The 18,833-nt window shown below is 73.6% G+C and carries 18 protein-coding genes and 1 riboswitch; of the genes, 9 read left to right on the top strand and 9 right to left on the bottom strand.

The features are described 5' to 3' along the window. Position 1 precedes the first annotated feature (1 nt). Together aroA and RND61_RS01545 are read right to left on the bottom strand one after the other, a co-directional pair. On the bottom strand, positions 2-1,348 hold the full coding sequence (gene aroA / locus RND61_RS01550; RefSeq protein ID WP_315875769.1) for a 3-phosphoshikimate 1-carboxyvinyltransferase: 1,347 nt from the start codon (positions 1,346-1,348) through the stop codon (positions 2-4). A 27-nt stretch (positions 1,349-1,375) separates the two neighbouring features. Continuing rightward, positions 1,376-2,080 (bottom strand): M50 family metallopeptidase, encoded by a 705-nt coding sequence (locus RND61_RS01545; protein ID WP_315875768.1) that lies wholly within the window; start codon positions 2,078-2,080, stop codon positions 1,376-1,378. A 49-nt stretch (positions 2,081-2,129) separates the two neighbouring features. On the opposite strand from RND61_RS01545, the gene RND61_RS01540 reads away from it, so the two are divergent. From RND61_RS01540 to RND61_RS01500, 9 genes are all read left to right on the top strand, one after another. Then, positions 2,130-2,945, top strand: coding sequence for an SOS response-associated peptidase (locus RND61_RS01540; RefSeq protein WP_315875767.1), 816 nt, complete (start codon positions 2,130-2,132; stop codon positions 2,943-2,945). Positions 2,946-2,978: 33 nt separating this feature from the next. Beyond that, positions 2,979-3,653 carry an alpha/beta hydrolase family protein gene (locus RND61_RS01535; protein WP_315875766.1) on the top strand — a complete coding sequence of 225 codons (675 nt, stop codon included), beginning with the start codon at positions 2,979-2,981 and terminating at the stop codon, positions 3,651-3,653. Positions 3,654-3,881: 228 nt separating this feature from the next. Continuing rightward, positions 3,882-4,538, top strand: coding sequence for a sigma-70 family RNA polymerase sigma factor (locus tag RND61_RS01530; RefSeq protein ID WP_189529910.1), 657 nt, complete (start codon positions 3,882-3,884; stop codon positions 4,536-4,538). Next, positions 4,535-4,834, top strand: coding sequence for a mycothiol system anti-sigma-R factor (gene rsrA, locus RND61_RS01525; RefSeq protein WP_315875764.1), 300 nt, complete (start codon positions 4,535-4,537; stop codon positions 4,832-4,834). The genes RND61_RS01530 and rsrA overlap by 4 nt, the downstream gene beginning before the upstream one ends. Before the next feature lie 184 nt (positions 4,835-5,018). Next, entirely contained in the window at positions 5,019-6,485 is a 1,467-nt protein-coding gene (locus tag RND61_RS01520; RefSeq protein WP_315875763.1) for an HD-GYP domain-containing protein, read from the top strand. Further along, the gene (locus tag RND61_RS01515; protein WP_391652648.1) at positions 6,482-7,684 is read left to right on the top strand and encodes an HD-GYP domain-containing protein; all 1,203 of its coding nucleotides are present in this window, start codon (positions 6,482-6,484) and stop codon (positions 7,682-7,684) included. The genes RND61_RS01520 and RND61_RS01515 overlap by 4 nt, the downstream gene beginning before the upstream one ends. A gap of 97 nt (positions 7,685-7,781) precedes the next feature. After that, the gene (locus RND61_RS01510; protein ID WP_315875881.1) at positions 7,782-8,762 is read left to right on the top strand and encodes a tetratricopeptide repeat protein; all 981 of its coding nucleotides are present in this window, start codon (positions 7,782-7,784) and stop codon (positions 8,760-8,762) included. Between the two features lie 74 nt (positions 8,763-8,836). After that, positions 8,837-9,487, top strand: coding sequence for a peptide deformylase (def, locus tag RND61_RS01505; protein WP_315875762.1), 651 nt, complete (start codon positions 8,837-8,839; stop codon positions 9,485-9,487). 236 nt (positions 9,488-9,723) lie between these two features. Further along, positions 9,724-10,461, top strand: coding sequence for a D-Ala-D-Ala carboxypeptidase family metallohydrolase (locus RND61_RS01500; RefSeq protein WP_315875761.1), 738 nt, complete (start codon positions 9,724-9,726; stop codon positions 10,459-10,461). Positions 10,462-10,534: 73 nt separating this feature from the next. On the opposite strand, the gene RND61_RS01495 is transcribed toward RND61_RS01500, so the two are convergent. From RND61_RS01495 to RND61_RS01465, 7 genes are all read right to left on the bottom strand, one after another. Beyond that, the gene (locus RND61_RS01495; RefSeq protein WP_315875760.1) at positions 10,535-11,605 is read right to left on the bottom strand and encodes a ribonucleotide-diphosphate reductase subunit beta; all 1,071 of its coding nucleotides are present in this window, start codon (positions 11,603-11,605) and stop codon (positions 10,535-10,537) included. After that, positions 11,605-13,953, bottom strand: a complete 2,349-nt coding sequence (locus RND61_RS01490) for a ribonucleoside-diphosphate reductase subunit alpha (protein ID WP_315875759.1) — start codon at positions 13,951-13,953, stop codon at positions 11,605-11,607. The genes RND61_RS01495 and RND61_RS01490 overlap by 1 nt, the downstream gene beginning before the upstream one ends. Positions 13,954-14,098: 145 nt before the next feature. Next, a riboswitch (cobalamin riboswitch) is annotated at positions 14,099-14,233 on the bottom strand. Positions 14,234-14,265: 32 nt separating this feature from the next. Beyond that, a complete protein-coding gene (locus RND61_RS01485) occupies positions 14,266-14,808 on the bottom strand; it encodes a GNAT family N-acetyltransferase (RefSeq protein ID WP_315875758.1) in 543 nt (180 codons plus the stop codon). 19 nt (positions 14,809-14,827) lie between these two features. Then, positions 14,828-15,445: a hypothetical protein gene (locus RND61_RS01480; protein ID WP_315875757.1), complete on the bottom strand. Its 618-nt coding sequence runs from the start codon at positions 15,443-15,445 to the stop codon at positions 14,828-14,830. A gap of 138 nt (positions 15,446-15,583) precedes the next feature. Beyond that, positions 15,584-17,206, bottom strand: coding sequence for a monocarboxylate uptake permease MctP (gene mctP, locus RND61_RS01475; protein ID WP_315875756.1), 1,623 nt, complete (start codon positions 17,204-17,206; stop codon positions 15,584-15,586). Beyond that, the gene (locus tag RND61_RS01470) at positions 17,203-17,466 is read right to left on the bottom strand and encodes a DUF3311 domain-containing protein (protein ID WP_315875880.1); all 264 of its coding nucleotides are present in this window, start codon (positions 17,464-17,466) and stop codon (positions 17,203-17,205) included. Before RND61_RS01470 ends, mctP begins: the two co-directional genes overlap by 4 nt. 339 nt (positions 17,467-17,805) lie before the next feature. After that, complete coding sequence (locus RND61_RS01465; protein ID WP_315875755.1) at positions 17,806-18,591, bottom strand: GntR family transcriptional regulator; 786 nt, start codon at positions 18,589-18,591, stop codon at positions 17,806-17,808. Positions 18,592-18,833: the final 242 nt, after the last annotated feature.

The following is an 18,833-nucleotide window of genomic DNA, read 5'->3' as shown; positions in this document are numbered from 1 at the left end:
TTCAGGCCTCGATCGCGAGCATTTCGGTCCACATCCGGGGAAAGTCGGGCAGGGTCTTGGCGGTCGTCGCCACGTTCTCCACGCGTACCCCCTCGACCGCGAGGCCGATCAGCGCGCCGGCCGTCGCCATCCGGTGGTCGTCGTACGTGTGGAACACGCCGCCGCGCAGCGGGCGGGGCCGGATGCGCAGACCGTCCTCGGTCTCCGTGACGTCGCCGCCCAGCGCGTTGATCTCCCGGGTGAGCGCCGCCAGCCGGTCCGTCTCGTGGAGCCGCAGGTGCGCCACGCCGCGCAGCGTCGACGGGGAGTCCGCCAGCGCCGCGACGGCCGCGATGCCGGGGGTCAGCTCGCCCACCTCGCCGAGGTCCACGTCGATGCCGTGGATCCGACCCGAACCGGTGAAGGTGAGACCGGCGTCCGTCAGCTCGCAGGAACCACCCATCTCGGTGAAGATCTCCCGCAGCGCGTCGCCGGGCTGCGTCGTCCGCGCGGGCCAGTCGGGGATCGTGACCCGGCCGCCCGTCACCAGCGCGGCCGCCAGGAACGGCTGCGCGTTCGACAGGTCCGGCTCGATCACCAGATCGCGGCCGAGGAGCGCCGACGGGGAGACCCGCCACACGTTCGGCTCGCCGCCCGTCTCCGGCTCGTCGACCTGCGCGCCCACCGCGCGCAGCATGTCGACGGTCATCCGGATGTGCGGCATCGACGGCAGCCGCGGCCCCGTGTGCCGCACCTCCACGCCCTGGTTGAAGCGGGGCCCCGACAGCAGCAGCGCGCTGACGAACTGCGACGACGACGAGGCGTCGATGTCGACCTTCCCGCCGTCCAGGGCGCCCCCGCCGTGCACCGTCATCGGCAGCGCGCCCCGCCCGCCGTCGTCGATCCGGGCGCCCAGCGCGCGCAGGGCGTCGATCACGCCGTGCAGCGGGCGCTCGTACGAACGGGCGTCGCCGTCGAAGCGGACCGGGCCGTCCGCCAGCGCCGCCACCGGGGGCAGGAACCGCATGACCGTGCCCGCGTTGCCCACGTCGACCGCGGCCGGGCCGTGCAGCCCCGCCGGGATGACGCGCCACGCCTCCCCGCGGTCGTCCGGGCCGCCCGCGGCGGTCGAGCTGGACGACACCGTCTCCTCGATGCCGACGCCCATCGCGCGAAGCGCCTCCGCCATCAGCAGCGTGTCCCGCGACCGCAGCGGGCGGCGCAGCCAGCCCGGCTCGGAGGCGAGGGCGGCCAGCACCAGGGCGCGGTTCGTGACCGACTTGGAGCCGGGCACGGAGACGGTCGCGTCGACCGCGCCGCTCGCGTGCGGGGCGGGCCAGAGGTCAAGGGGCGCGGAGGCATCGGTCATGCCCCTCACTTTAGTGGGCCGGGCAGATCACAGACCCAGCAGCCAGCGGCCCCCGCCGATCAGCGAGGACAGCGACACGGTGTGGAAGAGGAACATCCACACCGCCGCCGGGGCGTGCGTGAGCCGGGCGAGCTGGTCGGCGTCGGAGTCCCGCGCCTCCCCCCGCCGCCGCTTCGCCTGGAGCTCGAACACCGGCCGCACCCCGCCCAGCAGCAGGAACCACACCACGCCGTACGCGAACGCCGCCTGCACCCGCGGCTCCGTCAGCCACGACACGAGCAGGAACGTCCCGCCCGTCACCACGACGGACAGCACCCCGTACGCGTTGCGGACCATCACCAGCAACGCGATCAGCAGCGCCGTCGCCACCCACAGCAGCAGCGTGATCCGGTGCGCCGCCAGCAGCCACGCCCCGCCCAGCCCCAGCAGCGACGGCGCCGTGTACCCGGCGGCCGCCGTCAGGATCATGCCGAGACCGGTCGGCCTGCCCCGGCTCACGGTCAGCCCGCTGGTGTCCGAGTGCAGCCGGACCGCCTCCAGCCGCCGCCCCGTGAGCAGCGCCACCAGGCCGTGGCCGCCCTCGTGGGCGATCGTCACCGCGCCCCGCGCCAGCCGCCACGGCGCTCTGACCGTCGTCACCAGCAGCGCGGCCGCGGCGGTCGCGACCACCAGCCACAGGCCGGGGGCGGGCTGGGGGCCCAGGACGACGTCGAGGATCTTCGTGGTGGGCATGGGGCGGACGACTCCTCGGGGGACGCGGGGACATGGCAGGCTTGGCGGTATGTGCGGACGTTACGCGGCCAGCCGAAGGCCCGAGGACCTCGCCGGGATCTTCGGAGTGGAGAAGTGGGAGCCCGAGGAGGCCCTGGCACCGGACTGGAACGTCGCCCCGACCAAAGAGGTGTACGCGGTCCTCGACCGCCCCCTGAAGGACGCCGCCACGCCCCGTCCGGTTCGCCAGCTCCGCCCCCTGCGGTGGGGACTCGTGCCGTCCTGGGCGAAGACCCCCGAGGGCGCGGCCCGGATGATCAACGCCCGGGCCGAGACCGTCCACGAGAAGCCCGCCTACCGCCGCGCCTTCGCCGCGCGCCGCTGCATCCTCCCCGCCGACGGCTACTACGAGTGGGTCACCGGCACCGACGAGCGGCGGCTGGAGGTCGAGGGCAAGAAGAAGCGGCCCCGCAAGCAGCCCTACTTCGTCACGCCCGTCGACGGCTCCGTCTTCGCGATGGCCGGGCTGTACGAGTTCTGGCGCGACCCCACGCTGCCCCCCGACCACCCGGGCGCCTGGCGGGCGACCTGCTCGGTGATCACCACCGAGGCCGAGAAGGGCCCCCTCGGCGTCGCCCCCGCCGAAGGCCCCCGCTCCCTCGCCGACATCCACCCGCGGATGCCGCTCATGCTCACCGAGGACCGCTGGGACGCCTGGCTCGACCCGGCCCGCACCGACGTCGAGGAGCTGCGAGCCCTCCTCGCCCCGCCGCCCGAGGGACTGATGCGGGCGTACCCGGTCACCACCGCCGTCAGCAACGTCCGCAACAACGGGCCCGAGCTCCTGACGGAACTCGACGCACCCGAGGAGAGCACCCTCTTCTGACCGGCGCCGGTCCCCGCGCGCGAGGATGGCCCCGTGACACAGACCGAGACCATCCCCACGGGCGCCGGCGACGCCCGGATCACCTGGTACGCGGCCGGGCCCGGCGCCCGGTTCGTCGTCGCCCTCGGCCACGGCGCCGGGGGCGGGATCGAGGCCCGCGACCTCCAGGCCCTCGCCGCGCACCTGCCGCGCGCCGCCGCGGCCACCGTCGCCCTCGTCGAACAGCCCTGGCGGGTCGCCGGCAGGAAGCTCGCGCCCGCCCCGAAGACCCTGGACGCCGCCTGGCGCGACCTGTGGCCCGCCCTGCGCGCCCCCGGCCTGCCCGTCGTCGCCGGAGGGCGCAGCGCCGGGGCCCGCGTCGCCTGCCGCACCGCCCGCGACCTGGGCGCCCACGCCGTCCTCGCCCTGGCGTTCCCGCTGCACCCGCCGGGCAGGCCCGAGCGGTCCCGCGCCGACGAGCTGCCGGGCGACCTGCCCACGCTCGTCGTCCAGGGCGGCAACGACTCCTTCGGGAAGCCCGCCGAGTTCCCCCGCGGCGGCCACCGGATCGTGGAGGTGCCGTGGGCCGACCACTCCTTCGCCGTGCCGAAGCGGGCCGCCACCACCCAGGAGGACGCGCTCGGGACGGTCGTGGACGGGGTCGCGCAGTGGCTCCGGGGCCTTTCGGGGCAGTCGGGAATGGCGGGCGGGCCCCCGCTGTTGTCCTGACCGTCGGTGAACGACATCAGGCCAGGAGAGGGAGTCCGTCGCATGGGTTCGACCATCTGCCCGAACCGGTCGCGCGCCACTGAGCTGGACTGGACGGTGCTGTCCGGGCCGACGACCGGCTCTGTGCGGGTGACGGGCGAGAAGAATCGACAGGGAAGGTCGGCGGCCGGTCGACTATTCTCCGATTCGAGCGGGTCCGCACTCGGTCTCGCCGCGGCGCTGGAGGAGGTGGGTCCGGTCACTGGGACCGACAGGGGGTCCGTCGAGGGCCCCGAGGAGACGGACGGCGAGCGCAACGCGCGCTTCGAGCGGGACGCCCTCGGCTACCTCGACCAGATGTACTCGGCCGCCCTGCGGATGACGCGGAACCCGGCGGACGCCGAGGACCTGGTGCAGGAGACGTTCGCCAAGGCGTACGGCTCGTTCCACCAGTTCCGCGAGGGCACCAACCTGAAGGCGTGGCTGTACCGCATCCTCACCAACACCTTCATCAACTCGTACCGCAAGAAGCAGCGCGAGCCCCAGCGCAGCGCGGCCGAGGAGATCGAGGACTGGCAGCTCGCCCGCGCCGAGTCGCACATGTCGACCGGCCTGCGCTCGGCCGAGTCCCAGGCGCTGGACCACCTTCCGGACTCCGACGTGAAGGCGGCCCTCCAGGCGATCCCGGAGGAGTTCCGCATCGCCGTGTACCTGGCCGATGTCGAGGGGTTTGCCTACAAGGAGATCGCGGACATCATGGGTACACCCATCGGCACGGTGATGTCCCGACTCCACCGTGGGCGCCGCCAGCTGCGCGGCATGCTCGAGGACTACGCCCGTGAACGCGGGCTGGTTCCCGCGGGCGCAGGAGAGTCCACGAACGACCGGAAAGGCTCGGGCTCATGAGCTGCGGAGAGCCGCACGAGACGGACTGCTCGGAGGTCCTGGACCACCTCTACGAGTTCCTCGACCGCGAAATGCCCGACAGCGACTGCACCAAGTTCGAGACGCACTTCGAGGAGTGCTCCCCGTGCCTGGAGAAGTACGGGCTCGAACAGGCCGTGAAGAAGCTCGTCAAGCGGTGCTGCGGGCACGACGACGTACCGAGCGACCTGCGCGCGAAGGTCATGGGGCGGATCGAGATGATCCGGGCCGGGGAGGCCGTCCCCGACCAGGACGTCTCCGCCGCCGTCCAGGAGTAGCGGCACGGCACGGAAGGACGGGGCGCCGTCGCGGGACACACCGCGGCGGCGCCCCGTTCCGTGTGCTTTTCACCCGAAGGTGCTAATCGGTTCCGTCCCGCCGCCCTCGGCGCACCCGCTCGTTAGCCTGCCAGCCAGGCGCCCGGTCCGAGCGGACCGGGCGGCGAACGGAAGCGGAGGGGTCGTGGCGGGCATTCCGGGAGCCGCGCGCGCGTACATCGCCGGTGCGGCGCTGGCCGCCGCCGCGTGCGCGCTCCCCGCGCTCGCCCCCGCCTCCGCGACCCCGTGGGGCTCCGTGGCGCTCCTGGCGGGGCTGTACGCGTTCTGCGAGTCCCCGGCCCGCTCCCGGCTCCTGGCCGGTACGGCGAACCGCGTGACCGGCCGCCCCGCCGGGGCCCGGGCCGCCGGCGGCGCCCCGCCCGCCCCCGCCGGGTGCTACTTCCCCGTCCTCCTCGCCGCCGCGCTCCTGCTGCCGCCCGCCGCCGCCGCGCTCGTCGCCGTGCCCGGGGCGCTGTTCTCCCCCGTCGGGGACCGGCGCCCCGCCCGGCCCCGACGCGTCTGGCGGGCCGCGCGGCTCGCCCTCGCCGTCTGGGCCGCCGCCCGGACCGCCGCCCTCCTCGGCGGGCCCGCCGCCGTCGACCGGACTCCCGACCTGCCGTACGCGCTCCTCCCGGCGGGCGCGGCCGTCCTCGTGTTCTGCGTGGTCCTGACCGCCCTCGACGGCGGCATCCTCGCCACCGCCGAGCGCGTGCCGCCGCGCGCCGCCTGGCGGGGCATCCTCGGCCGGTCCCTCGCCGCGCACGCCGCGCACGGGCTGGTCGGGCTGATGACGGCCGTGCTGTGGCGCAGCCCGTACGGCTGGCCCGCCGCGCTGTTCACCCTGCTGCCGATGTACGTCACGTGCTGGGCGTACACCCAGTACCACCGAGAACGCGCCGCGCACCAGGCGACGATCCGGGCCCTCGTCCAGGCCGTCGACCTCAAGGACACGTACACGCGCGGGCACAGCGAACGCGTCGGCCGCGCCTCCGTCATGATCGGCCGCGAGCTCGGCATGGACGAGGACCGGCTGGAGGTCCTCCGCTTCGCCGGCACGCTCCACGACGTGGGCAAGATCGGCGTCCCCACGCGCGTGCTGCGCAAGGACGGCCCGCTGACCCGGGAGGAGCGGCGGATCATCGAGCTGCACCCGGAGTACGGGCACGAGGTGGTGCGCGGCATCGGCTTCCTCGGCGAGGCGCGCTCCGCGATCCTCCACCACCACGAGCGCCTCGACGGCAAGGGCTACCCGTACGGGCTCCGGGGCGCCGAGATCCCGGAGCCGGCGCGGGTGGTCGCGGTCGCCGACGCGTTCGACGCGATGACCTCCACCCGCTCCTACAGCCGCGCCCGCCCCGTCCCCGCGGCCCTGGCCGAACTGGCCCGCTGCGCCGGCACCCAGTTCGACCCGGCCATGGTCGACGCCCTGACCAGGGCCCTCGCCCGGCACGGCTGGGAGGCGACGGTGACCTCCGACGAACCCCTGCCGTCCCCGGCGGGGCCCCCCGTCCTCCGGGCCCTTCGCGAAGGGCCGACGGACCCCGGCGCCACCGGGGGCGGGGCGGTGGGGCACGGGCCGGCGCGGGGGGCGTCCCGACGGGGGGAGCCTTGAGCGTGCCGGGCGTGGTGGCGGGGGTGCGCGGGTGCGCCGTCGGGACGGTGGCCGGGGGAGTGGCGTGGACCCTCTGGGCCGGCGTCCACCAGCCCGGGGCCGCCCTCGCCTTCGGCGTGCTGATCGCCGTCGGGGGGCTCGCCCGGTGGTACGCCGGGCCCGACGAGCGGGAACCCGCGCCGCTCGGCGCCGCCGGGGCGCTCGCCTACGCCCTCGTGCCCGCCGGGCACGGCGTACCGCAGACCGTCGCCGTCGCCGTGGTGGGCGCGCTGGCCGGGGTCTTCCCGCACATCGCGCGCGGGCGGGGCCCCCACCCGGACTACCTGGCCCGCAGGGTGCTCACCCTCGTCTTCGCCGCCGTCTGCGCCGGGCCCCTGCACACCGCCCCGGACCCGCGCCACGTGCCGGCCCTGGTGCTCGTCCTCGTCCTGACCGCGCTGTGCGACGCCGTACTGGCGGCCCTCCTCCTGCACGCCCGCACCCGCTACCCGTACGCGCCCCTCCTCCGCGACGAGCTGCGGGCCCTGCCGGGCGTCGGGTCCGCCATCTGCGCGACCGGCGCCGTGATGGCCCTCGCGGTGGCCGTCGTCGGGCTGTGGGCGCTCCCCGTGCTGTGCGTGCCGCTGCTCCTCACCCAGCTCGCCTTCCGCCGCTACGCCGCCGTCCGCCGCACGTACCGGCAGACCATCGCCTCCCTGGCCCGGGCCACCGAGGTCGCCGGTTACACGCCGACCGGCCACGCCCACCGGGTCGCCGCGCTCAGCCGGGCCGTCGGGCGGGAACTGGGCCTGTCGGGGGAGGACCTGACCGTCCTGGAGTACGCGGCGCTCATGCACGACATCGGCCAGCTCTCCCTCGTCGACCCGGTCCCCGAGGGCGCCACCGCCCTGCTGCCCCCCGCCGAGCAGCGCCGCATCGCCCTCCTCGGCGGCGCCGTGGTCCGCCAGACCGGCGTCCCCGCGGCCGTCGCCGCCGTCGTGGAGCGGCAGGCCGACCCGTACCGGGAGCAGCCCGTCGCCGCGCGGATCGTCCGCGCCGTCAACGCGTACGACGACCTGTCCGGGGAAACCGCCCAGGGGGCGCTCCGGGCGCTGGAGCACCTCCGCCTGGGGACCGCGCGGGACTACCACCCCGCCGTGGTGGAATCCCTCGTCAGGGTCGTCGCCCGCGGCGGCGTCGAGGGGCCGGCACCGGGGTAACCCATGGGTAATGAGCGGGCGTGCGACCGGGCATGGTTGGATGCCAACGAGAGGGTGTCCGGGGGCAGTGACCTTCAGCGACCGGCAGGCGGGAATCGTGAGGATCTTCGGGAAGGTACGGCATCGGCCCTCCGCCTCGTGGCGGCAGGCCACCGACCGCGCGTTCACGCTGATCGGGGACGGGCGGTACGAGGACGCGGGCGCGCTGCTGACGCGCGCCGCCGATCTGGAGCCCTGGCTCTCCGAGTCCTGGTTCAACCTGGCGCTGCTGCACAAGTTCCGCCACGACTGGGAACAGGCCCGCGCCGCCGGGCTCCGGGCGGTCGCCCTGCTCGACAAGGAGACCGGGGCGCCCGACTGGTGGAACGTCGGCATCGCCGCCACGGCCCTCCAGGACTGGCCGCTCGCCCGGCGGGCCTGGCAGGCGTACGGCCTGAAGGTGCCCGCGGGTGACGCGCCCGGCGGGGAGCCGACCGGCATGGAGCTGGGCAGCGCCGCCGTACGGCTGTCGCCGGAGGGCGAGGCCGAGGTGGTGTGGGGCCGCAGGCTCGACCCGGCCCGGATCGAGGTGCTGTCGATCCCGCTGCCGTCGTCCGGGCGCCGCTGGGGCGAGGTCGTCCTCCACGACGGGGTGCCCAACGGCGAGCGGACCACCGCGTCCGGGCACAGCTTCCCCGTGTTCGACGAGATCGAGCTGTGGGCGCCGTCGCCCGTGCCGACCTGGGTGGTGCTGCTGGAGGCCGCGACCGAGGCCGACAGGGACGCCCTGGAGCGCCTCGCCGCCGACGCCGGGTTCGCCGCCGAGGACTGGTCGTCGTCCGTGCGGCTGCTGTGCCGCACCTGCTCCGAGTCGCGGATGCCGAGCGCCGAGGGCGACGGCGAGCACCTCGACCCGCACGACCACAGCGAGCCCGGCCACCCGGGCCCCCTCGGCCACCGCACCGCCGGCGACCTGTGGGTGCCGGAGCGGGAGTGCGGCATCGCCGCGCCGGCCGGGCTGGTGCGGGGGCTGCTGGACGGCTGGGTCGCGGACAGCCCGGACAGCCGGGAGTGGCGGGATCTGGAGGAAGTCTGCTGATGCCCGTCCCCCCGGGCCCGTAGGCTGTACGGGCACATCGCAACGGGTATTTAAGGGAAGGCGCGAAACCGGTCATGGCGCAGCAGGAGACGGACCAGCAGGGCTTCGAAGCCCTCCCCGTGGACGACGAGGGCTTCGTCGTCGACACGGAGAACTGCGAGGAGCGCGAGCAGGCGTACCGCGCGCGCGGCACGTCGCGTCCGATCACGGTCGTCGGCAACCCGGTGCTGCACAAGGAGTGCAAGGACGTCACCGCGTTCGACGACGAACTGGCCCGGCTGGTCGACGACATGTTCGCCAGCCAGCGCACCGCCGAGGGCGTGGGCCTCGCCGCCAACCAGATCGGCGTCGACCTGAAGGTCTTCGTCTACGACTGCCCCGACGACGAGGGCGTGCGCCACGTCGGCGTCGTCTGCAACCCGGTCCTGGAGGAACTGCCGCCCGAACGGCGCGTCCTGGACGACTCCAACGAGGGCTGCCTGTCCGTCCCCACCGCGTACGCCTCGCTGGCCCGCCCCGACTACGCGGTCGTGCGCGGCCAGGACGTGAAGGGCAACCCCATCAAGGTCCGCGGCACGGGCTACTTCGCCCGCTGCCTCCAGCACGAGACGGACCACCTGTACGGCTACCTGTACATCGACCGCCTGTCGAAGCGGGACCGCAAGGACGCCCTGCGCCAGATGGCCGAGGGCACGCCGCGCTACCCCGTGGTCCCCAACGACTGAGCCCCCGGGCCCCCACCTGCTCCGGGACGCGACAAGCCCGTGCCGGCGAACGGCCGCGTCCGGCACGGGCGTGTCCCGTCGCCCCCTCCGTCCCCGTCGCCCCTGCCGTCCCCGTCGCCCCGCGCTTCACCGTTCCGTCACCGGGCGGACGGACAGCGGTGGCGCGGGGGCTGTTGACGCGCGTTGACCGTCACGCCAGTCTCTCCCGTACACCGTCCTCACAACAGGGAGACGCAATGCTGAGACGTACGGCACGCCTTCTGTTGTCCCTGGTCATGGCCGCCGTCGCCGGCCTCGCCGGAGTCGTGGCCACCGCCGGTCCCGCCCAGGCCGACGACTGCTACACCTGGTCCCGCACCCTGTCGCAGGGCGCGACCGGATCCGACGTCACCCAGCTCCAGATCCGGGTCTCCGGATACCCCGGCTACGGCGCGGTCCTCGCCGTCGACGGCTCGTACGGCCCGGCGACCACCGCCGCCGTCAAGCGCTTCCAGGCCGCCTACGGGCTCACCGCCGACGGGGTCGCCGGCCCCGCGACCTTCAGCAAGATCTACGCCCTCCAGGACAGCGACTGCACCCCGGTCCACTTCAGCTACGCCGAACTCAACCGCTGCAACTCCACCTGGTCCGGCGGCGCCGTGAGCGCGGCCACCGCCAAGGCCAACGCGCTGCGCACCATGTGGAAGCTGGAGGCCCTGCGGCACGCCCTGGGCGACCAGCCGATCACGGTGACCAGCGGCTTCCGCTCGGTGAGCTGCAACAACGCGGTCGGCGGGGCGTCCGACAGCCGCCACCTGTACGGTGACGCCGCCGACCTCGGCGCCGGCCCGCACTCGCTGTGCAAGCTGGCGCAGCAGGCCCGCAACCACGGCTTCAACGGGATCCTCGGCCCCGGCTACCCGGGCCACAACGACCACACGCACCTCGACCACCGGCCCAGCCGGTACTGGTCGGCGCCCAGCTGCGGCATCTGACCGACGGCGCGGCGGCCCGCGCCCCTTCCCGCGGGGGAGGGGCGCGGGCCGCCGTACGCCGGGGGCGGACCGGTCAGAAGTCCTCGTCCAGGTCCACCGAACCCTCGACGGCGACCTGGTACGCGGAGGGGCGCCGCTCGAAGAAGTTCGTCAGCTCCTGGACGCCCTGCAGCTCCATGAACGCGAACGGGTTCTCCGAGCCGTACACGGGGGCGAAGCCCAGCCGGGTCAGGCGCTGGTCGGCGACGCACTCCAGGTAGGCGCGCATCGACTCGGTGTTCATGCCCGGCAGGCCGTCGCCGCACAGGTCGCGGGCGAACTGCAGCTCGGCCTCCACGGCCTCCTTCAGCATGTCTACGACCTGCTGCTCCAGCCGGTCGTCGAACAGGTCCGGATCCTCCTTGCGGACCGTGTCCACGACGTCGAAGGCGAAGCTCATGTGCATCGTCTCGTCGCGGAACACCCAGTTGGTGCCGGTCGCCAGGCCGTGCAGCAGACCGCGCGAGCGGAACCAGTAGACGTACGCGAAGGCGCCGTAGAAGAACAGGCCCTCGATGCACGCGGCGAAGCAGATCAGGTTCAGCAGGAAGCGGCGCCGGTCGGCCTTGGTCTCCAGCCGGTCCAGCTTCTCCACCGAGTCCATCCACCGGAAGCAGAACGCGGCCTTCTCGCGGATGGACGGGATGTTCTCGACGGCGTCGAACGCGGCGGCGCGGTCGTCCGGGTCGGGGAGGTACGTGTCGAGCAGCGTCAGGTAGAACTGGACGTGCACGGCCTCCTCGAACAACTGGCGGGAGAGGTAGAGTCGGGCCTCGGGCGAGTTGATGTGCTTGTAGAGCGTCAGGACCAGGTTGTTCGCGACGATCGAGTCGCCCGTCGCGAAGAACGCCACGAGCCGGCCGATCAGGTGCTGCTCGCCGGGGGTCAGCTTCGCCAGGTCCGCGACGTCCGAGTGGAGGTCGACCTCCTCGACGGTCCAGGTGTTCTTGATGGCGTCCCGGTAGCGCTCGTAGAAGTCCGGGTAGCGCATCGGACGCAGCGTCAGCTCGAAGCCCGGGTCGAGCAGTCTGGGGGTGCCGGTGCGAGGCGCCGCCGATGAGGGGCGGTGGCCGGGTGACGGGTGGGTGTCGCGGGTGGAGCTCATCACTGACAGGCCTCGCAGGACTCGGGGTTCTCAAGGGAGCAGGCGACGGCGTCGGGCTCGGACGCCTGCTGGACGGGCACGGGGGTCGCGGACGCGGCGCGGGCGATCCGCGTCGCCGGGCGGGAGCGCAGGTAGTACGTGGTCTTCAGGCCCTGCTTCCAGGCGTACGCGTACATCGACGACAGCTTGCCGATGGTCGGCGTCTCCAGGAACAGGTTCAGCGACTGCGACTGGTCCAGGAACGGCGTCCGGGCGGCGGCCATGTCGATCAGGCCGCGCTGCGGGATCTCCCACGCCGTCCGGTACAGCTCGCGCACCTCGGCCGGCACCCAGGTGAAGCCCTGCACCGAGCCGTTCGACTCGCGCAGCGCCTCGCGGGTCTGCGCGTCCCACACGCCGAGCTTCTTCAGGTCGTCCACCAGGTACGAGTTGACCTGGAGGAACTCGCCGGACAGCGTCTCGCGCTTGAACAGGTTGGAGACCTGCGGCTCGATGCACTCGTAGACCCCCGCGATGGACGCGATCGTCGCGGTCGGCGCGATCGCGAGGAGCAGCGAGTTGCGCAGGCCGACGGAGGCGACGCGCTCGCGCAGCGCCGCCCACCGCTCCGGCCAGGTCAGCTCCACGTCGTAGTGGTCGGGGTGCAGCACGCCGCGCGCCGTGCGGGTCTTGTCCCAGGCGGGCAGCGGGCCGCTGCGCTCGGCCAGGTCGGCGGACGCCTCGTACGCGGCGAGCATGATCCGCTCGGCGATCCGCGTGGACAGGGCGCGCGCCTCGGGCGAGTCGAACGGCAACCGCAGCTTGAAGAAGACGTCCTGGAGGCCCATCGCGCCCAGGCCCACCGGGCGCCAGCGGGCGTTGGACCGGCCGGCCTGCTCGGTCGGGTAGAAGTTGATGTCGACGACCCGGTCGAGGAACGTCACCGCGGTGCGGACCGTCTCGTCCAGCCGCTCCCAGTCGATGCCGTCGCCGGCGACGAACGCGCCCAGGTTCACCGAGCCCAGGTTGCAGACCGCGGTCTCCCCGTCGTCCGTGACCTCCAGGATCTCGGTGCACAGGTTCGAGGAGTGGACCGTGTGGCCCGGCTCGGCGGTCTGGTTGGCGGTGCGGTTCGCGGCGTCCTTGAACGTCATCCAGCCGTTGCCGGTCTGCGCGAGGGTCCGCATCATCCGGCCGTACAGGTCGCGGGCCGGCATCGTCTTGCGGGCCAGGCCCTTCGCCTCGGCGGCCCGGTACGCGGCGTCGAACTCCTCGCCCCACAGGTCGACCAACTCGGGCACGTCCGACGGGGAGAACAGCGACCACGGGGCGTCGGCGTTGACGCGGCGCATGAACTCGTCCGGGATCCAGTGCGCCAGGTTCAGGTTGTGGGTGCGGCGGGCGTCCTCGCCGGTGTTGTCGCGGAGCTCCAGGAACTCCTCGATGTCGGCGTGCCAGGTCTCCAGGTAGACCGCGGCGGCGCCCTTGCGGCGACCACCCTGGTTGACGGCGGCGACCGACGCGTCGAGCGTCTTCAGGAACGGGACGATGCCGTTGGAGTGGCCGTTGGTGCCGCGGATCAGCGAACCGCGGGCGCGGATGCGGGAGTACGACAGGCCGATGCCGCCCGCGTGCTTCGACAGCCGCGCCACCTGGTGGTAGCGGTCGTAGATGGAGTCCAGCTCGTCCTGGGGGGAGTCCAGCAGGTAGCAGGAGGACATCTGGGGGTGGCGGGTGCCCGAGTTGAACAGGGTGGGGGAGGAGGGCAGGTAGTCGAGCCGGCTCATCAGCCCGTACAGCGCCTCGACCTCGCCGAGGGCGCGCGCGGTGCCGTCCTCCGCCAGTCCGCAGGCGACGCGGAGCAGGAACTGCTGCGGGGTCTCGACGACCTTGCGGGTGATCGGGTGGCGCAGCAGGTAGCGGGAGTACAGGGTGCGCAGCCCGAAGTAGCCGAAGCGGTCGTCGGCCGCCGGGTCGATCACCGCGTCGAGCCGGTCGGCGTGGCGGGCGACGAAGTCGGCGGTCCGGTCGGCGATGAGCCCTTCGCGGTGGCCGACGGCGACCGACGCGGAGAACGCCACCGCTCCCTGGCCGGCGGCCTCGTCGGTGATCGCGCGGGCCAGCAGCCGGGCGGCGAGCCTGGAGTACGCCGGGTCCTCGGCGATCAGGCCGGCCGCCGCCTCGGTGGCGAGCTCCCGGAGTTCGGCCTCGTCCGACCCGGCGTGCCGGCCGCGCAGGGCGGCGGCGGCGACCCGGCCGGGGTCGGTGTCGGGAAGGTCCGCGGTGAGGTCGGTCAGGGTCCGCAGCAACGCGGTCCCGGGAGCGTCGGCTTCGGTGGCTGAGGCCGGATCCGCTGGCGCGATGGTCACGTGGGGGCTCTCCCTCGCTCGGCTCGGGGCCGCACGGCGGGGAGGCGGGAAGCGGGCGCACCCCGCCCTTGGGCACGGGGGCGTGCGTGACCGCGTCCGCCGGCCCACTCCGCGAGGCCCGGACGTCTGGGCACCCGGGCCGGACGGTCCGGGTGCGCTGTCGGCAGGTCGTCGGACTTGTGGGGTACGCGAAGGGCACACCGGTACACCGTTGCGGGACAGTTCCGGACTCGCACCGGATTCCCCTGCTACGACAGCGAGCACGAGCATACATGTGGGGGGCGCGGGATACGGCACCCCCCACATGTTGTGTCAGAGTGTCAGCTCGTACGCGAGGAGGGGCAGACCGGGCAGGGGCTCCCAGTCCCGCTGCGGGGCCCTGGCGAAGCCCATCCGGTCGTACAGCCGCCGGGCGCCGCGGGCCTGCGGGACGACCGACAGGACGAGCCGCGCGCAGCCGTCGACGGCGCGTGCCCGGTCGGCGCACGCCCGTACGAGCGCCTCGCCCACGCCCCGTCCGCGCGCCGCGCCGGACACGGCGAGCACCCGGAACTCGGCCTCGTCCGGTCCCGCGATGTCCGCCCACGGGCTGCCGTCGGACGGGACGAACGTCACGCCGCCCAGGAGCGTGCCGTCCGGGTCGACGGCGACGAGCACCTCGGCCTCGGCGGCCCGGCGCGGCACGTCGCGCAGCAGGTCGAGGTAGGGGTCGTCGGCCCCGTACTGGAGCAGCCCGCCGTCGAGGTAGGCGCGGGCGCTGATCTCGCCCAGGGCGCGGTGCTCGGCGGGGCGTACGGGGCGGATGGCGAAGTCGGTGGTGCTCGGTGCGGCGGGTGGGGTCCAAGTGGCGTCCATGGGCCCCAGTGTGGCGGGATCAGCCGCTCGCGCCCACGTCGTTTCGGGGCGCCCCGTCGCCCACGGGCGGCAGGTCGCCGCGTTCGACGGGCTCCCCGGCGCCGGGCCGGAGCTCGGGCAGGACCGCGTCCAGCTCCTCGTCGGAGGCGCGGTGCGCCCGCTCGGCGGCGCCGCGCAACGTGTCGCGGTCGACGGAGCGGTCGGCGCTGACCCGGACGCGCAGCCCGTTCTCGGCGCGCACGTACGCGTGGGCGCCGTCCGAGGCGCGGTACCAGCCCGCGCCGTCCTTCTCGCAGGGGGTGCCGGCGGGGCCGGTGGCCGAAACCGCGGGGAGCTCCGCGCAGCTCGCCGCGTCGACCCCGCCGCGCTCGACGGCGAGGGTGATCGCGCCGCCGCCCGGGGAGACGTACGTGGCGGAGAAGCCGTCGTCGCCGAGGACGCCCACGGACTGCTCGGCCAGGTCGAAGCCGTCCGCCTCCGTCACGTACACGTGCTCGGGCCGGGTCTGCAGGGCGGCGGCGCGGGCCTCCAGTCCGGCCCGGTCGGGCACGTCCGCACCGGCCGTCCGCGTGCCGCAGGCGGCGAGGAGGAGCAGCAGGGCCAGGGCGGCCGGAGGGGGCGCGGGGCGGCGTCTCATGCGCCCATCCTCGCCCACCCCGCCCCGCGGAACGTGAGGGGCCCCGCACCACCCCGGCGGGGCGGTGCGGGGCCCTTGGGGGCCGCCGGGCCGCGCGGGTGGGGAGGGCGGGGCCTCCGGGCGCGGCGGGCCGGGGGGTCAGTGGCCGGTTCCCACCTTGGGCAGTTCGGGGCTGACCCCGGGGTCGCCGGAGTCGGCGGTGTAGTCGGACGCCGTCGTCTCGTCGACGCCCTCCGGGGCCTTCACCGCCCGCAGCACGAACGTGAGGACGACCGTGACCAGCAGGTTCAGCACGAACGCGGTGAGGCCGATGTAGCCGATCTCGCCGATGCCGGGGATCTCCGCCGACGAGCCGCCGAAGTGCTTCTGCGTGGGGCTCGCCACGTTGTACGCGGTCCACGTGCCGTACACCATGCCGACCGCCCAGCCGCCCAGCAGCGCCCAGCGGTGGAACCAGCGGGTGAACAGGCCGATGACCAGCGCGGGGAAGGTCTGGAGGATCCAGATGCCGCCCAGGAGCTGGAAGTTGATGGCGACCGTCTTGTCCATCGTCAGGACGAAGGCGAGGGCGCCCACCTTCACCAGCAGCGACACCAGCTTGGACACCTTGGTCTCCTGCTCCGGGGTGGCGTCCGGCTTCAGGAAGTCCTTGTAGATGTTGCGGGTGAAGAGGTTCGCCGCGGCGATGGACATGATGGCGGCCGGGACGAGCGCGCCGATGCCGATCGCGGCGAAGGCCACGCCCGTGAACCAGTCCGGGAACATGTCCTCGAACAACTGGGGGATGGCCAACTGGCCGTTCTGCACCTTGATGCCGGCGGCGATCGCCATGAACCCGAGGAGCGCGAGCAGGCCGAGCATCAGCGAGTACAGCGGCAGGATCGTCGTGTTGCGGCGGATCACGTCACGGCTGCCGGACGACAGGGTGGCCGTGATCGAGTGCGGGTACATGAACAGCGCCAGCGCCGAGCCGAGCGCCAGCGTGGCGTACGTCCACTGGGCCCCCTCGCCCGGCACGAGCGCGCCGCGCGGCTTGTCGGTCGCCGGGTTGACCTGCGCGAAGGCGTCGCCGGCGGCGCCGAAGATCGCGTCGAACCCGCCCAGCTTGATGGGGATGTAGATGATGGCGACCGCGATGACCAGGTAGATCAGCGTGTCCTTGACGAACGCGATCAGCGCGGGGGCGCGCAGCCCGGAGGAGTACGTGTACGCCGCGAGCACGCCGAAGGCGAGGAGCAGCGGCAGGTCCTTGATGAACCAGTGCGTCGACTCGCCGCCGCCGAGGCCCATGACGTCCAGCACGGCCTGGATGCCGACGAGCTGGAGCGCGATATACGGCATCGTGGCGAGGATGCCGGTGAGGGCGACCGCCAGCGACAGGCCCTTGGAGCCGAAGCGCCCGCGCACGAAGTCGGAGGTGGTGACGTACCCGTGCTTGTGCGACACCGACCACAGGCGGGGCAGGAAGGTGAAGATCAGCGGGTAGACGAGGATCGTGTACGGCACGGCGAAGAAGCCGGCCGCGCCCGCCGCGTAGATCGCGGCCGGGACGGCGACGAAGGTGTACGCCGTGTACAGGTCGCCGCCGAGCAGGAACCAGGTGACCCACGTGCCGAACGAGCGACCGCCCAGGCCCCACTCGTCCAGGCTGTTCTCGTTCTCCGCCCTGCGCCAGCGGGCGGCCATGAAGCCGAGGACCGTGACGAGCAGGAAGAAGAAGACGAAGACGGCGAGCGCGACGCCGTTGACACCGTCCTTCATCGCTCCCCACCCCCGTTCCGGGAGGCGCGGGCGCGCTGCTCGCGGTGCCACAACTGGTACGCGACCATCGTCAGCGCGGTCGACAGCACGACCCACAGCATCTGGTACCAGTAGAAGAACGGGATGCCGATGAGCGTGGGCTCCGTCCGGGAGTAGGAACCCACCCAGAGCATCGCGACGAACGGAGCGATCAGACAGAGCGCGATCACCACCCGGACGGGAGTGACCACCGGTTGTTTCTCTTGTGTCACCTCGGACATGGCGAACGGTCCCCTCATGATCAGCCGAATATGCGGTGAATCTAGGGGACGGCCAGGCCGCAGGGAACCCGTCACTCGATAACGGTGTGACTGCGGTGACCCGGCGGGTCCGGCGAGGGCCGGGGGAGGGCGGCGGGCGCGGCGCGGGCGGCGGGAGACGGGAGGCGGGCGTGCGCGGTGGGGGGGTGTCAGCCCGGCGTGCCGCCCGCCCGGCCGCCGGGGTTCCGGAGGACGGGGTCCCGGAGGACGGGGTCCCGGAGGACGGGGCGACCGCGCCGGGGTGCCGGGCCCGGCCGCCGTACGTCCGCGCGGTCCTCCGGCCCCGGGGGGGCCGGGCCGCTACTCGGAGGTGGGCCGCTTGAGGCGCGCCACGAACTTGTAGCGGTCGCCCCGGTACACCGAACGGACCCACTCCACGGGGGCGCCGTTCTCGTCGACGGAGTGGCGGGACAGCATCAGCATCGGCAGGCCCACGTCCGTACCGAGCAGCCCCGCCTCGCGCGGGGTGGCCAGGGAGGTCTCGATGGTCTCCTCGGCCTCGGCCAGCCGCACGTCGTACACCTCGGAGAGCGCCGTGTAGAGGGACGTGTACTTCGCCAGGGAGCGGCGCAGCGCCGGGAAGCGCTTGGCCGACAGGTGCGTCGTCTCGATGGCCATCGGCTCCCCGCTGGCGAGGCGGAGCCGCTCGATGCGCAGGACGCGCCCGCCGGCCTCTATGTCGAGCAGCCCCGCGAGGGTGTCGTCGGCGGTGACGTACCCGATGTCCAACAGCTGGGAGGTGGGCTCCAGGCCCTGGGCGCGCATGTCCTCGGTGTATGAGGTGAGTTGGAGCGCCTGGGAGACCTTGGGCTTCGCCACGAACGTGCCCTTGCCCTGGATCCGCTCCAGGCGGCCCTCGACCACCAGTTCCTGGAGGGCCTGGCGTACGGTGGTGCGGGAGGTGTCGAACTCGGCGGCGAGGGTGCGCTCCGGCGGCACGGGTGTGCCGGGGGGCATCGTCTCGGTCATCTCCAGCAAGTGGCGCTTGAGCCGGTAGTACTTCGGTACGCGAGCCGTGCGGGTCGCCGTCCCGTTCTCGGACGGGAGCCCGACCGCGGTCTCCGTACCGCCACTGTCCGTGGCCATGGCCTGCCTTTCCGACTCCTGTACTGCTGCCGTCACCGGCTCCTCCGTCTGTCGCGGCTCACATGGTGGCACGGACCGGTCACGGGTCTTCGCCCCTCCTCAGGTGTCGGTCCGATAACGGACGCAACAGCCCCTCTTATACACCCTTGACACCCCCAAAGGTCTAGGCCAAGCTCCGGGTTACTGGTCTAAACCATTAAAGACCAGGTCCCAGCCCCACGAGCAGTACTCGTCGTTCGTCG

This window comes from Streptomyces tamarix (assembly GCF_032423885.1).
Classification (GTDB): domain Bacteria; phylum Actinomycetota; class Actinomycetes; order Streptomycetales; family Streptomycetaceae; genus Streptomyces; species Streptomyces tamarix.
This window is presented reverse-complemented; position numbering and strand designations above follow the sequence as displayed.